General features: G+C 71.7%; 11 protein-coding genes. 5 read left to right on the top strand and 6 right to left on the bottom strand.

Going from position 1 to position 14,484, the window contains the following annotated elements:
* Positions 1-2: 2 nt before the first annotated feature.
* The 3 genes from IF655_RS09695 to IF655_RS09685 form a co-directional block, all read right to left on the bottom strand.
* Positions 3-629, bottom strand: coding sequence for a class F sortase (locus IF655_RS09695; protein WP_199583699.1), 627 nt, complete (start codon positions 627-629; stop codon positions 3-5).
* A gap of 127 nt (positions 630-756) precedes the next feature.
* Positions 757-1,332, bottom strand: coding sequence for a hypothetical protein (locus tag IF655_RS09690; RefSeq protein WP_199583698.1), 576 nt, complete (start codon positions 1,330-1,332; stop codon positions 757-759).
* Between the two features lie 355 nt (positions 1,333-1,687).
* Positions 1,688-2,377 carry a vancomycin high temperature exclusion protein gene (locus tag IF655_RS09685; protein ID WP_199583697.1) on the bottom strand — a complete coding sequence of 230 codons (690 nt, stop codon included), beginning with the start codon at positions 2,375-2,377 and terminating at the stop codon, positions 1,688-1,690.
* 167 nt (positions 2,378-2,544) lie between these two features.
* On the opposite strand from IF655_RS09685, the gene IF655_RS09680 reads away from it, so the two are divergent.
* From IF655_RS09680 to IF655_RS09660, 5 genes are all read left to right on the top strand, one after another.
* Positions 2,545-2,727 (top strand): hypothetical protein, encoded by a 183-nt coding sequence (locus IF655_RS09680; RefSeq protein WP_199583696.1) that lies wholly within the window; start codon positions 2,545-2,547, stop codon positions 2,725-2,727.
* A gap of 51 nt (positions 2,728-2,778) precedes the next feature.
* A complete protein-coding gene (locus IF655_RS09675) occupies positions 2,779-4,080 on the top strand; it encodes a deoxyguanosinetriphosphate triphosphohydrolase (protein WP_199583695.1) in 1,302 nt (433 codons plus the stop codon).
* Between the two features lie 195 nt (positions 4,081-4,275).
* Positions 4,276-5,541 carry an NAD(P)/FAD-dependent oxidoreductase gene (locus tag IF655_RS09670; RefSeq protein ID WP_199583694.1) on the top strand — a complete coding sequence of 422 codons (1,266 nt, stop codon included), beginning with the start codon at positions 4,276-4,278 and terminating at the stop codon, positions 5,539-5,541.
* Between the two features lie 47 nt (positions 5,542-5,588).
* Positions 5,589-7,496 (top strand): DNA primase, encoded by a 1,908-nt coding sequence (gene dnaG / locus IF655_RS09665; RefSeq protein ID WP_199583693.1) that lies wholly within the window; start codon positions 5,589-5,591, stop codon positions 7,494-7,496.
* 75 nt (positions 7,497-7,571) lie between these two features.
* Positions 7,572-8,798 (top strand): RNA polymerase sigma factor, encoded by a 1,227-nt coding sequence (locus IF655_RS09660; protein WP_242488632.1) that lies wholly within the window; start codon positions 7,572-7,574, stop codon positions 8,796-8,798.
* A 181-nt stretch (positions 8,799-8,979) separates the two neighbouring features.
* Here the strand turns inward: IF655_RS09660 and IF655_RS09655 are convergent, their stop codons facing one another.
* The 3 genes from IF655_RS09655 to IF655_RS09645 form a co-directional block, all read right to left on the bottom strand.
* The gene (locus IF655_RS09655) at positions 8,980-10,908 is read right to left on the bottom strand and encodes an ABC transporter ATP-binding protein (protein WP_199583691.1); all 1,929 of its coding nucleotides are present in this window, start codon (positions 10,906-10,908) and stop codon (positions 8,980-8,982) included.
* On the bottom strand, positions 10,908-12,641 hold the full coding sequence (locus tag IF655_RS09650) for an ABC transporter ATP-binding protein (protein ID WP_199583690.1): 1,734 nt from the start codon (positions 12,639-12,641) through the stop codon (positions 10,908-10,910). Before IF655_RS09650 ends, IF655_RS09655 begins: the two co-directional genes overlap by 1 nt.
* 184 nt (positions 12,642-12,825) lie before the next feature.
* Positions 12,826-14,277: an FGGY-family carbohydrate kinase gene (locus IF655_RS09645; protein WP_199583689.1), complete on the bottom strand. Its 1,452-nt coding sequence runs from the start codon at positions 14,275-14,277 to the stop codon at positions 12,826-12,828.
* Positions 14,278-14,484 lie beyond the last annotated feature (207 nt).

Genomic DNA, 14,484 nt, shown 5'->3' with positions numbered 1-14,484 from the left:
ACTCACGCCTTCCGGCTGCCCGTCAGGTGCGCGAACACCACCACGTTCCCCTGATAACCGGTCGACTTGGAGTACCCCCCACCGCACGTGATGACCCGCAACTCCGGTCGCGTGGACGCGCCGTACACCTTCTCGTCGGGGAAGTTCTTCGCGGAGTAGACCTCGACGGCGTCCACCGCGAAGACCGCGATCGTGGCGTCCTCGCGGTCGACCTCGATCGTGGCGCCGCGTTTGAGGGCGCCGAGGTCGTAGAAGACGGCGGGACCCTCGGTGTTGTCGACATGGCCCGCGACGACGGCGGTGCCGGTGGAACCGGGGGCGGTGCCCGCCTCGTACCAGCCCGCCAGGTTCTTCTCCGCCGGGGGCGGGACGTCCAGGCTGCCCGAGGGGGTCAGGGCGAGACCCATCAGCGGGGCGTTCACCTGGATCGCCGGGATACGGATGCGGGTCGGCGGGGACGGGTCGAGGGCGGGCGCCACCTGGTGTTCGGCGCCCGGTTCGGGGCGCCCCTCGGCGGCGGAGGGCTGCGGCGGGGCGTGGCCGCCGGTGCCGCCGCCGAGCAGCCAGACCCCGGAAACCAGCGCCATCACCGTCACGGCGGCTATCGCCGCGTCACCCGCTCTGCGCATCGAAACCCCCTTCCCTGGCAACGCCTCCCACGAGGCGGACCCCCGTCCCCCTCCGGGCCGCGAGGGGCATCGGACCCGGAGGGGGCGGGACGTGCGGTACCGACCGACGGACAGCGGAGGGTGTCCGTCAGATCCCGTCGCCTCTCGCCCGGCGATGCAGGAGCCAGGTACCGCCCGCGGCGGCGACGGCCAGTGCCGCCACGCCCGCCGCGGTCTGTGAGGGGCCAGGGGCTGGTGCCCCGCCGACCCCGGTCTTCAGGCTGCCGCGCGGCTGCGTCTGCGGTCCCGCCGCGCCACTCAGCGCCACCATCAGGTCGCCGCGCACCTGCCGGTCGCCCTCGGCACACCGCGCGACGATCTCGTACGTCCCCGGCTGCGCGCCCTCCGGCACCCGGAACTGTCCGATCGCCTCGCCCTCGTGCGTGGTCGGCGCCAGCGGGAACGTCCCGGCGCCCACCGCGCCCGCGTCGCCGAGGGCGCTGCCCCGATCGCCGCACGCCGCCGTGTTCACCGTGACCTGGCTGCCCGGCGTGGTCGTGGACGGGTACACCTGGAGGCTCCCGGACGCGACGGCCACCACGGCCGGCCGCAGCGGGGGCGCGCCCGCGTCAACGGCGTCCGCGTGGGCCGTCGGAGCGGTGGCGAGTCCCGCCGCAGCCGCGGCGAGCGCGGCAGAGGTCAGCAGACGGGCAGTGCGACGCATGGTGCTCCCCAGGGCTTGTCCGAGGCGACTCGTCCAGGGGCGAGCGCCCCTGCCCTACCGAGGTAAAGCCCAGAGCCCCCGCTCCGCCTCCCGGGAACCGGCCCGTACTGCGGAGAACGGGTGGCTGCCGCAGACCCCCACTTGGGCTAGCGGCGGTGCGTCGGCGCAGGTCACGGGCGGGCGCGGGAGGGCACGGGGTGCGGTGGGAAGAACACACGAATGGAGCGCCGCGCACCGATGAACGGGTGACCGGGCCGACGGGGCGTCAGTGAGTCCGTTGGCAGAGAGTCCTGTGGCGGCGAGTCCTGCGGCTGCGAGCCCCGGCCCTCACTTCCGCGACGTCACCCCCGACCCGTCACCCCTGCGACGCCGCCAGCGCCCGCGTCACCCCGTTCTCCCTCGGACCCAGGAACCGCGGACCGGGCCGGAACGCCACGTCCAGGCTCGCCTTGGCCGCCGCGAACACCTCGCGCGTGCCGCCGTAGTACCAGGTCGCGTCGTGCTTGTCGGAGACCCCGACGCCGTACGAGTCCACCCCCGCCGCCTCGCAGAGGGCGACCGCGCGGCGGATGTGGAAGCCCTGGCTGATCAGCACCGCGCGGTCCACCCCGAACACCTTGCGGGCGCGTACACAGGAGTCCCAGGTGTCGAAGCCCGCGTAGTCCTCGACGATGCGGGCGGCGGGCACGCCGTGGCGGGTCAGATAGGCGTGCATCGCGTCGGGTTCGTCGTAGTCCTTCCGGCTGTTGTCGCCGGTGACGAGGACGGCCTCGATCCGGCCCGCCCGGTAAAGGCGCGCCGCCGCGTCGAGGCGGTGTGCGAGGTACGGCGAGGGCTCGCCGTCCCAGAGTCCGGCGCCGAACACGATGGCGACCTTCTCGCGCGGCACGTCCGCGACCGTCCGCAGGCGGTCCGCCGTCGAGACGTACAGCCAGGCGGAGGGGAGCAGCGCGAGGACGCAGCCGGCCATGACCGCCTGGAGCAGGCGTCGTTGCCCGCGCCGGGTGCGCGGAAGACGCGGCAGGCGGGGCGGGCGGATCTTCATACGGGCTCCCGGAGGTCGTGTTCCGACCAGGGAGACGCGCGGGAAGGGAAAGCGGTTCACAGAGGCTGAGCTGGTCGACTCGGTTCACACCCCACTTTCCCTGTACGCCGCGTGTCCGTGACGACACGGCAACGGACGCGCAACGTCGCTGCGGCAGGATGCCCCTTATGACACCGCCGGACTCGCTCAGCGACGACCTCCTCCCCGACCTCGGCAGCACGGCGCACCTCATGAACAGCATCGGAGTCCGGCTCGTCGGCCAGTTGCGGGACGTCACCCCGCAGGGCCGCCGCCGCCCCGACACCTCGCCCACCGCGCGAAATCCCCGCAAAAGCGCCACAAACGGGTAGCCGCCCGCACCGCCTTCCCCGATCGTCACCGCCGCCGCTTACTGTCGAGGCATGGAAGGCACCGCACACTTCTCGACCGACGACGCCGACGCCGCCGCCGACACCTACGACCCCGCGTCCACCGAACGCTGGGCACCCGAGCCCGACAAGCGCCCCGGCCGCACCGCCTTCCAGCGCGACCGCGCCCGCATCCTGCACTCCGCCGCGCTGCGCCGCCTCGCGGGCAAGACCCAGGTCGTCACCCCGGGCACCCGCAGCCGCGCCTGGGACGCCAGCCCCCGTACCCGGCTCACCCACTCCCTGGAGTGCGCCCAGGTCGGCCGCGAGCTGGGCGCGGCCCTCGGCTGCGACCCCGACCTCGTCGAAGCCGCCTGCCTCGCGCACGACCTCGGTCATCCCCCCTTCGGCCACAACGGCGAACAGGCGCTGAACGAGTTCGCCGACGACATCGGCGGCTTCGAGGGCAACGCCCAGTCCCTGAGGCTCCTCACCCGCATCGAGCCCAAGCGCTTCACCCCCGAGGGCTCCGTCGGGCTCAACCTCACCCGCGCCACCCTCGACGCCGCCACGAAGTACCCCTGGCCGCGCGGCGCGAACCCGGGCGACCCCGCGTCCCCCAAGTTCGGCGTCTACGACGACGACCGCCCCGTCTTCGACTGGGTCCGCAAGGACGCCCCCGGCACCCGCACCTGCTTCGAGGCGCAGGTCATGGACTGGTCCGACGACGTCGCGTACTCGGTGCACGACATCGAGGACGGTCTGCACGCCGGGCACATCGACCCCAACTGCCTCCAGGCGGAGCCCGAGCGACGCGCCGTGTTCGAGGTCGCCGTCGGACGGTACGTCCCCGCCGGCACCGACCCCGCCGAACTCGCCGCCGCCCTCGACCGCCTCCAGGACCAGGAGTGGTGGCCGCACGGCTACGACGGCACGGCGGCCGCGCAGGCCCGGCTGAAGGACGCCACCAGCCAGCTCATCGGCCGTTTCTGCCTCGCGGCGGAGGCAGGCACCCGGGAGGCGTACGGCACCGGGCGGCTGACCCGCTACGGCGCCGAACTCGTCGTCCCCCTCGAGGCGCGCATGGAGTGCGCGGTGCTCAAGGCGGTCGCCGACCGGTACGTCATGCAGCGCGCCGAGCAGGAGCTGCTCCGCGCCGACCAGCGGATCGTGGTCGCGGAGCTGGCCGAGGCGCTGACCCTGCGCGCCCCGGACGGACTGGAGCCGCAGTTCCGGGCGCTGTTCGACGAGGCGTCCGACGACCATGCGCGCAAGCGCGTGATCGTCGACCAGATCGCCTCCCTGACCGACGCCTCGGCCCGCTCGCTGCACGCGAGACTCCTGGGGCGCGACTGACGGGACACGACTGACGAGACACGACCGACGGGACACGACTGACGGACCGGGCGGGAACACCGGACACCCGGCCGGGCATATGTAGAAGGAACGTGCCTGCGAGTGGCCTGATCGGGTCACTCCCCCTTCCCGCGGCACGCCACGTGCGGGACGCTCCCCTGTGGCGGCAGGCGGCACCCTACGAGGAGGCATCAAGTGGTCGACGCGGATCAGACGTTCGTCATCGTCGGAGGCGGGCTCGCCGGGGCCAAGGCGGCCGAGACGCTCCGTACGGAGGGCTTCACCGGCCGGGTGATACTGATCTGCGACGAACGCGACCACCCCTACGAGCGACCCCCGCTGTCCAAGGGCTACCTGCTCGGCAAGGAGGAGCGCGAGAGCGTCTTCGCGCACGAGCCCGCCTGGTACGCGCGCCACGACATCGAGCTGCATCTCGGCCAGACCGTGGACGCCGTCGACCGCGCCGCCAAGACCGTGCGCTTCGGTGACGACGGCACCCTCGTCCGCTACGACAAGCTGCTGCTCGTCACCGGTGCCGAACCGCGCCGTCTGGAGGTCCCCGGCACCTCGCTCGCGGGCGTCCACCATCTGCGCCGCCTCTCCCACGCCGAGCGCCTCAAGGGCGTCCTCGCCGCCCTCGGCCGGGACAACGGCCACCTGGTGATCGCGGGCGCGGGCTGGATCGGTCTGGAGGTCGCGGCTGCCGCCCGCGAGTACGGCGCCGAGGTCACCGTGATCGAGCCCGAGCCGACCCCGCTGCACGGCGTCCTCGGCCCCGAGCTGGGCAACCTCTTCGAGGAACTGCACCGCGAGCACGGCGTCCGCTTCCACTTCGGGGTCCGCCTCACCGAGATCGTCGGCCAGGACGGCGTCGTCCTCGCCGCCCGCACCGACGACGGCGAGGAGCACCCCGCCCACGACGTGCTCGCCGCCATCGGCGCCGCCCCGCGCACCGCACTCGCCGAAGCCGCCGGGCTCGAGATCGCCGACCGCTCCCTCGGCGGCGGCATCGCGGTCGACGAGCACCTGCGCACCTCCGACCCCGACATCTACGCCGCGGGCGACGTGGCCAGCTTCCCGCTCCCGCTCTTCGGCACCCGGCTGCGCGTCGAGCACTGGGCCAACGCCCTGAACGGCGGTCCGGCCGCCGCCCGCGCCATGCTCGGCCGGGACACCGTCTACGACCGGCTGCCGTACTTCTTCTCCGACCAGTACGACCTCGGCATGGAGTACAGCGGCTGGGCGCCCCCCGGCTCCTACGACCAGGTGGTGATCCGGGGCGACGCGGGCAAGCGCGAGTTCATCGCGTTCTGGGTGAGCGAGGGACGCGTCCTCGCGGGGATGAACGTGAACGTGTGGGACGTCACAGAGCCGATCCAGCGGCTGGTGCGATCCCGGGCCGTGGTGGACACCGAGGCACTCGCCGACCCGCACGTCCCGCTCGCCGAGCTGGTGCCCTGAGGCACGCGCGAGCGGGGAGTGCCGCCGGACCCCCGTAGAATTCATCCGTGGCAGGACGGATCAACGACGAGGACGTGAAGGCGGTACGGGACGCGGTCCCGATCGACGCCGTGGTCTCCGAGTACCTCCAGTTGCGCAACGCGGGCGGCGGCAACCTCAAGGGTCTCTGCCCCTTCCACGACGAGAAGTCGCCGTCCTTCCAGGTCAGCCCGAGCAAGGGGCTCTTCCACTGCTTCGGCTGCCAGGAGGGCGGCGACACCATCACCTTCGTGATGAAGGTGGACCACCTCTCCTTCTCCGAGGCGGTCGAGCGCCTCGCGGGCCAGGCGGGCATCACGCTGCGCTACGAGGAGGGCGGCTACAACCCCGCCCACCAGCGCGGCGAGCGCATCCGCCTGGTCGAGGCGCACAAGATCGCCGCCCAGTGGTACGCGGAACAGCTCGCCACCAGCCCCGAGGCCGACACCGGCCGGATCTTCCTCGCCGAGCGCGGCTTCGACCAGGCCGCCGCCGTCCACTTCGGCGTCGGCTACAGCCCCCAGGGCTGGGACCACCTCACCCGCTATCTGCGCGGCAAGGGCTTCAGCGACAAGGAACTGATCCTCTCCGGTCTCGCCCAGGACGGCCGCCGCGGTCCCATCGACCGCTTCCGGGGGCGCCTGATGTGGCCCATCCGGGACATCGGCGGCGAGGTCGTCGGCTTCGGCGCCCGCAAGCTCTACGAGTCCGACAACGGACCCAAGTACCTCAACACCCCCGACACCGCGATCTACAAGAAGTCCCAGGTCCTCTACGGCATCGACCTGGCCAAGCAGCAGATCGCCAAGTCCAGCCGCGCCGTCGTCGTCGAGGGCTACACCGACGTCATGGCCTGCCACCTCGCCGGGGTCACCACCGCCATCGCGACCTGCGGCACCGCCTTCGGCAGCGACCACATCAAGATCCTGCGCCGCCTGCTCATGGACAACGGCTCAGCCCGCGTGATCTTCACCTTCGACGGCGACGCGGCCGGGCAGAAAGCCGCGCTGCGCGCCTTCGAGGACGACCAGAAGTTCGCCGCCGAGACCTACATCGCCATCGCCCCCGACGGCATGGACCCCTGCGAACTCCGTCTCGCCAAGGGCGACGAGGCGGTCGCCGACCTGACCGAACCCCGCACCCCGCTCTTCGAGTTCGCGCTCCGCCAGATCGTCGCGCGCTACGACCTCGACACCCCGGCGGGGCGCGCCGCCGCGCTGGACGAGGCAGCGCCGGTCGTCGCCCGCATCAAGAACAGCGGCGCCCAGCACGAGGTCGCGGTCGACCTCGCGGGCATGCTCGGCATCCTCGACACCCAGTTCGTCGTCAAGCGCGTCGCCCAACTCGCCCGCTGGGCAAGGGAACGCGGCGGCAAGGGCGCCCCTCCGCAGACCAGCCGCGCCGCGCAGCAGCAGTGGGAGACCACCGCCCGCCCGGTCAGCTCAGGACCCGCGCTCACCCTGCGCAACCCGGTCTTCGCCGCCGAACGCGAACTGCTCAAACTCGCCCTCCAGCGACCCGAGTTGGTCTCCCCTGCCTTCGACGCCTACGGCATCGACGAGTTCACCGCCCCGCCGTACGCCGCCGTACGCCAGACCATCGCGGAGGCGGGCGGCGCCGAGTACGGCGTGCCCGACCCGCAGGAGTACCTGGTCCGGGTCCGCGAAGCCGCGCCCGACGACACCGTGCGCGCCATGGTCACCGAGCTGGCGGTCGAGCCGATCCTGCGCCGCACCGTGGACGAGATCTACGCGGGCACCGTGCTCGTCGTCATCCGCCGCCGCGCGGTCGAACGCCGCATCCAGGACGTCCAGTCCCAGTTGACCCGTCTCGCCACGGGTGGCGACCCCGCCCAACTGGCGTCCGTGCAGAACGAATTGTGGGTCCTCCAGCAGTACGACCAGGCATTGCGCGCTCACGGAGCGGACGCGCTCTAGTCTCCCGGCGCCCCAGGATCACCACGCGGTCACGGACCGGACGCAAAAAGTCACCGCACGCCCCTCGTGGCGGGGATGTGTCGTACCCCACACTGGGTGCGGTGCCCCAGCCCCCCGGAGCGCAGGCCGCGACTCATCCTGGAGGTCGCCCCCGTGCGGACCCACACCCTCACCAAGACCGCAGGAGCCGTCACACCCCCCGGTGACGAGCCCGACGCGGAGACGGACGTACTCATGGCCGTACCCCCGCGGAGCGGCCCCGGCCGGGACGCGGACCCGGAGGAGACCCACGAGCCCGCCGAACCCCCGGCGGAAGCCCTGACCGGCGACGAACCCGAACCCGAACGCGAACCCGCCGCGACGCGCGCCGCCGTCCGGACCGAGACCGGCGGGCCCTCCGCCGACCTGTTCCGCCAGTACCTCCGCGAGATCGGGCGCATCCCGCTGCTCACCGCCGCCGAGGAGGTCGAACTCGCCCGCCGCGTCGAGGCGGGGCTCTTCGCCGAGGAGAAACTGAGCGGCACGCCCGACCTCGACAGCCGTCTCGCGAGCGAACTCGACCGGCTCGTCGTCATGGGCCGCATCGCCAAGCGCCGCCTCATCGAGGCCAACCTGCGGCTCGTCGTCTCCGTCGCCAAGCGGTACGTCGGGCGCGGGCTGACCATGCTGGACCTCGTCCAGGAGGGCAACCTCGGGCTCATCCGCGCGGTGGAGAAGTTCGACTACGCGCGGGGCTACAAGTTCTCTACGTACGCCACGTGGTGGATCCGCCAGGCGATGTCGCGTGCGCTGGCCGATCAGGCGCGGACGATCCGGGTCCCTGTACACGTGGTCGAGCTGATCAACCGGGTCGTCCGGGTGCAGCGGCGGATGCTGCAGGAGCGGGGGTACGAGCCGACGCCCGAGGAAGTCGGCGCGCATCTTGAACTCCCGCCCGAGCGGGTCCGTGAGGTGCTGCGGCTTGCCCAGGAGCCGGTGTCCTTGCACGCGCCGGTGGGCGAGGAGGACGAGGTCGCCCTCGGGGATCTCATCGAGGACGGGGACGCGGCGAGTCCTGTGGAGTCGGCGGCGTTTCTGCTTCTACGGCAGCATTTGGACGCGGTGCTTTCCACTCTTGGGGAGCGGGAGCGGAAGGTGGTTCAGCTTCGGTACGGGTTGGCTGATGGGCGTCCGCGTACGTTGGAGGAGATCGGGCGGTTGTTCGGGGTCACTCGTGAGCGGATTCGGCAGATCGAGTCGAAGACGCTCGGTAAGCTCCGCGATCACACGTATGCGGATCAGCTTCGGGGTTACCTGGACTGATGCCGGGTGCGGGTCCGTCGTGGCTTGTCGCGCAGTTCCCCGCGCCCCTAAAAGACAAAAGCCAAAAGACGACCCCCGCCCCCCGCTGCGGGCAGTCGTGCCGCTAGGGGCGGCACGGGTGGGCGCAGCGGCGCCCCGCCAACGCGGGCAAGTGCACCCACCCGTACCTCAGCCCCTACGGTCAGTCCACCTCGGCGACCGCCTGCGCGAACTGGGCCTTGTACAAACGCGCGTACGCGCCGTCCGCTGCCAACAGCTCCGCGTGTGCGCCCTGTTCGACGATGGAACCGTTCTCCATCACCAGGATCGTGTCCGCGTCGCGGATCGTGGAGAGACGGTGGGCGATGACGAACGACGTGCGGCCGTCGGCGAGTTTGGCCATCGCCTTCTGGATGAGCACCTCGGTGCGGGTGTCGACCGAGCTGGTCGCCTCGTCGAGGACAAGGATCACCGGCTCGGAGAGGAACGCCCGCGCGATGGTGATGAGCTGCTTCTCGCCCGCGCTGACGCCCGTGCCCTCGTCGTCGATGACGGTGTCGTAGCCGTCGGGGAGGGTGCGGATGAACCGGTCCGCGTGGGCAGCCCGCGCCGCCTCCTCGATCTCGCCCCGGGTGACCTCGCGAGAGGACCCGTACGCGATGTTCTCCGCGATCGTGCCGCCGAACAGCCAGGTGTCCTGGAGGACCATGCCGATGTTGGAGCGCAGCTCGTCGCGGGTCATGTCGCGGACGTCGACCCCGTCGAGGGTGATGCGCCCGCCGGAGACCTCGTAGAACCGCATGAGCAGGTTGACCAGCGTGGTCTTGCCCGCGCCGGTCGGGCCGACGATGGCGACCGTCTGACCGGGCTCCACCTTGAGCGAGAGGTCCTCGATCAGCGGCTTGTCCGGGTCGTAGCGGAAGGAGACGTTCTCCAGGCGGACCCGGCCGCGCAGCTCGTCGGGGCGCACGCCCGGCTTCGGGTCGGCGCCCTGCTCCTCGGCGTCCAGCAGCTCGAAGACCCGCTCGGCGGAGGCGACACCGGACTGCACCAGGTTCGCCATCGACGCGACCTGGGTCAGCGGCATCGAGAACTGCCGCGAGTACTGGATGAACGCCTGCACGTCACCGATGGACAGCGAGCCCGAGGCGACCCGCAGACCGCCGACCACGGCCACCAGGACGTAGTTGAGGTTCGAGACGAACATCATCAGCGGCTGCATGACCCCGCTGTTGAACTGCGCCTTGAACGCGGCCTCGTAGAGCTGCTCGTTCTGCTCGGCGAACTGCTTCGCCGACTCGTCCTGACGGCCGAACACCTTCACCAGGGTGTGCCCGGTGTACATCTCCTCGATGTGCGCGTTCAGCGCGCCGGTGGTGCGCCACTGCTGCACGAAGTGCGGCTGCGAGCGCTTGCCGACCCGGGTGGCCACCACGAAGGACAGCGGCACGGTGACCAGGGCGACGAGCGCCAGGATCCAGGAGACGTAGAACATCATCGCGAGCACGCCCACGATGGTCAGCACCGCGTTGATGAGCTGGCCCAGCGACTGCTGGAGCGTCTGCCCGATGTTGTCGATGTCGTTCGTGGCGCGGGAGAGCACCTCGCCGCGCTGGCGCTGGTCGAAGTACGACAGCGGCAGCCGCGACAGCTTGTCCTGCACGTCGGCGCGCATCCGCAGCATCGTGCGGTTCACGGTCCGGTTGACCAGCCGCGTCGCCACCGCCATCAGCAGACCGGCGACCAGGAAGGTGACCAGGGCGAGCAGCAGGACGTCGCCCACCGCGCCGAAGTCGATCCCCTTGCCCGGGGTGAAGTCGGTGCTGCGCAGCATGTCCGCGATGGCGCCCTTGCCGTGCGCGTGCAGGTTGCTCAGCACCTGGTCCTTGGTCGCTCCGGCCGGCATCTGCCGGCCGATGATCCCGGCGAAGACCAGGTCGGTCGCCTTGCCGAGGATCTTCGGACCGACCACGCTCAGCGCCACGCTGCCGACCACGCAGGCCAGCAGGGTGTAGATGGTGCCCCGCTCGGGGCGGAACCGCGCCAGCAGCCGCTTGCCCGAGTTCTTGAAGTCCATCGAGCGCTGGTCCGGGCCGCCCGCGGCCATCATGCGTCCCATGGGCCCGGCCATCAGGCAGCCTCCGCTTCCGTGAGCTGGGAGAGCACGATCTCCCGGTAGGTCTCGTTGCCCGCCATGAGTTCGTGGTGGCGGCCCGAGCCGACCACCCGGCCCTCGTCCAGGACGATGATCCGGTCCGCGTCCCGGATGGTCGCCACGCGCTGGGCGACGATCACCACGGTCGCCTCCGAGGTCTCCGCCGAGAGCGCGGCACGCAGCGCCGCGTCCGTCGCGTAGTCGAGCGCGGAGAAGGAGTCGTCGAAGAGATAGATCTCCGGGCGCTGCACCAGGGTGCGCGCGATGGCCAGGCGCTGGCGCTGACCGCCCGAGACGTTGGTGCCGCCCTGCGCGATCGGGGCGTTGAGCCCGCCCTCCAGCTTGGAGACGAAGTCCTTGGCCTGCGCCACCTCAAGGGCGTGCCACAGCTCGTCGTCGGTCGCGTCCGGGTTGCCGTAGCGCAGGTTGGTGGCGACCGTGCCCGCGAACAGGTACGGCTTCTGCGGCACCAGACCGACCGTGCGCGCGAGCAGCGTGGGCTCCGCCTCGCGCACGTCCACGCCGTCCACCAGCACCTGGCCCTCGGTGGCGTCGAAAAGGCGCGGGACCAGACCGAGGAGGGTGGACTTGCCGCTGCCGGTCGAGCCGATCACGGCCGTCGTCTCGCCCGGGCGGGCCACCAGGTCGATGGAGCGCAGCACCGGCTCCTCGGCACCCGGGTAGCGGAAGCCCGCGCCCCGGATCTCCAGATGCCCGTGCCCGCGCAGCTCGGTCACCGGCGCGAGCGGCGGGACGACGCTGGACTCGGTGCCCAGCACCTCCTCGATGCGCTCGGCGCAGACCTCGGCGCGCGGCACCATCATGAACATGAAGGTGGCCATCATCACGGACATGACGATCTGCATCAGATAGGCGAGGAACGCCGTCAGATCGCCGATCTGCATCTCACCGCTGTCGATGCGGTGGGCGCCGAACCAGACCACCGCGATGGACGACACGTTCACCACCGTCATCACGATCGGGAACATCAGCGCCAGCATCCGGCCGGTGGCGAGCTGCATCTCGGTCAGCTCGGAGTTCGCCCTGCCGAACCGCTCGCGCTCGTAGTCGTCGCGGACGAAGGCGCGGATCACGCGGTTGCCGCTGATCTGCTCGCGCAGCACCCGGTTCACCGTGTCCAGACGGGTCTGCATCGAGCGGAACAGCGGGCGCAGCCGCCGCACGATCAGCGCCACGCTGATGGCCAGCACCGGGACGACGGCCACGAGCACCGCCGACAACGGCACGTCCAGGCCGAGCGCGAGGACGATCCCGCCGACGCACATGATGGGCGCCGAGACCATCAGGGTGAACGTCATCAGGACCAGCATCTGGACCTGCTGCACGTCGTTCGTCGTACGGGTGATGAGCGAGGGCGCCCCGAAGTGACCCAGCTCACGCGAGGAGAAGGACTGCACCCGGTCGAAGACCGCGCCGCGCACGTCCCGGCCGAGCGCCGAGGCGGTACGGGCGCCGAAGTACACGGCGCCGATGTTGCACACGACCTGGACCAGCGAGATGCCGATCATCAGGGCGCCGAAGGACAGGATGTAGCCCGTGTCGCCCTTCACGACACCGTTGTCGATGATGTGCGCGTTGAGAGTGGGCAGGTAGAGCGTGGCGCAGGTCTGCAGGAACTGCAGCGCCACCAGGAAGACGATGGGTTTCTTGTAGGGCCTGAGATAGGTCCGCAGAAGTCGTATGAGCACGCTGGTCTCTCGGAGTCGGCGGTGGGGCGGGCGTGTCTGCCCCTCGCCCTATCGTCGGACACTCCACCGGCGTTACCTCAACCGAATTAACCCGTCAGGCTGCCCGTTTGAGCTGTGGGCTGAAACGCCTCCGGGCGGGTGAGGTTCACTACTCGGCGTCCGCGTGCCCACGCGTGTGTTGGGTCTACCGGAACGCCCCCGGGTGGGTCTGCTCCCGCACCGACGTGTACTGCTGGCGCACCGCCTGGCCCACCGCCAGGTCGTCGCCCGGCTCCAGCACCTGCGCGGCGGCGCCCTGCCAGGCGGGCGGGGTGCGCGGGTCGAGGGTGCCCTGGGCGGCGCCGAGCGCCCACGCCGCCTGGCGGGCGGCGCCGATCGCGGCGTAGTCGGCGGGCTGCGGTACGACCACCTGGGCGCCGAACAGCGCGGGCGCCACCGCCTGGACGGCGGGCAGCTCGGCCGCCTGCCCCAGCAGGAAGATCCGCCGCACCTCCACGCCCCGGCCGCGCAGCACGTCCAGCGCGTCCGCGAGACCGCACAGCATCCCCTCGAAGGAAGCCCGCGCGAGATGCTCCGGCTTCATGGACTCGCGCCGGAGTCCGGCAAGCGTGCCCGCGGTGTGGGGGAGGTTCGGGGTGCGCTCGCCCTCCAGGTACGGGAGCAGCACCAGCCCGTGCGAGCCCGGGGTGGACTTCATCGCCAGCTCGGACAGGCTCTCCAGGTCGGGCAGACCGAGGAGTTCGGCGGTGCCGCGCAGGGCGCGTACGGCGTTCAGGGTGGTGACGACCGGAAGGTGCATGCCGGTGGCGTCCGCCAGGGAGGTGATCATCCCGGACTGGTCGGCCAGCGCCCCCGGGTGCACGGCCATCACGGAACCGGACGCGCCGAGCGAGACGACCGCGTCCCCGAGACCGATGCCGAGCCCGAAGGCGGCGGCCATGGTCTCGCCGGTCCCGGCGGAGATCAGCAGCCCCTCCGGGGTCGTCCCGGCCGCCTCGGCCGGACCGAGCACCTCGGGCAGCGCCACCTGGTGGCCGAGGGCCAGTTCGACCAGGTCGGGACGGTAGCCGCCGGTCGCGGCGGACCAGTACCCGGTGCCCGAGGCGCCGCCTCGGTCGGTCGTACGGCGCACCGGGCGCCCCAGGAGCTGCCAGACCAGCCAGTCGTGCGCCTGGAGCAGCAGAGCGGTACGGCGGGCGTTCTCCGGCTCGCTCTTGGCCATCCAGCGCAGCTTGGTCACCGGCTGGGCTGCCTGCGGCACACACCCGACGGCCTGCGCCCACGCCTCCCGGCCACCGAGCGCGTCCATCAGATCGGCGGCGGCCACCTGGGCGCGCTTGTCGGCGCCGGTCATCGCGGGGCGCACGGTGTTGCCCTGCGCGTCCAGCGGGATCACCGCGTTCTGCTGCGCGGAGACCCCGATGGCCTGCACCCCCTCCAGCAGACCGCCCCCCGCGGCCTCGCCGAGCGACAGCAGCCACGCCTGCGGATCCACGTCACTCGGCCGCCGCCCGCCCTCGGGCACCTCGATCGGATGCGGCGCGTATCCCTGACGCAGCACGGCGCCCGTGTCCGCGTCACAGACGACGATGCGAGTGAAAGCGGGTGAGCTGTCCAGCCCGGCGACTATCCCCATGCCCCGAATTCTGCCGTAGCGCCGCGCTTGCTTGGGCCAGGGCGGGGGAGTACGGGGCGGATGGGGGTGGGGTGAGGGGTGGGCTGGGGCGGGGGTGGGGGGTGTTGACGTGGGGCGGGATGTGGGGTGGGGGGTGTCCGGGGCGGGTTGGGCAGGAGTTTGGCCGGGGCGGCGGGCTGGGGCGTGGCAGCGGGTGGGCGCGTGGAT

The organism is Streptomyces sp. DSM 110735 (assembly GCF_016482685.1).
GTDB lineage: Bacteria > Actinomycetota > Actinomycetes > Streptomycetales > Streptomycetaceae > Streptomyces.
Note: the sequence above shows the minus strand (reverse complement) of the source record. Positions and strands in the feature narration are given on the sequence as shown.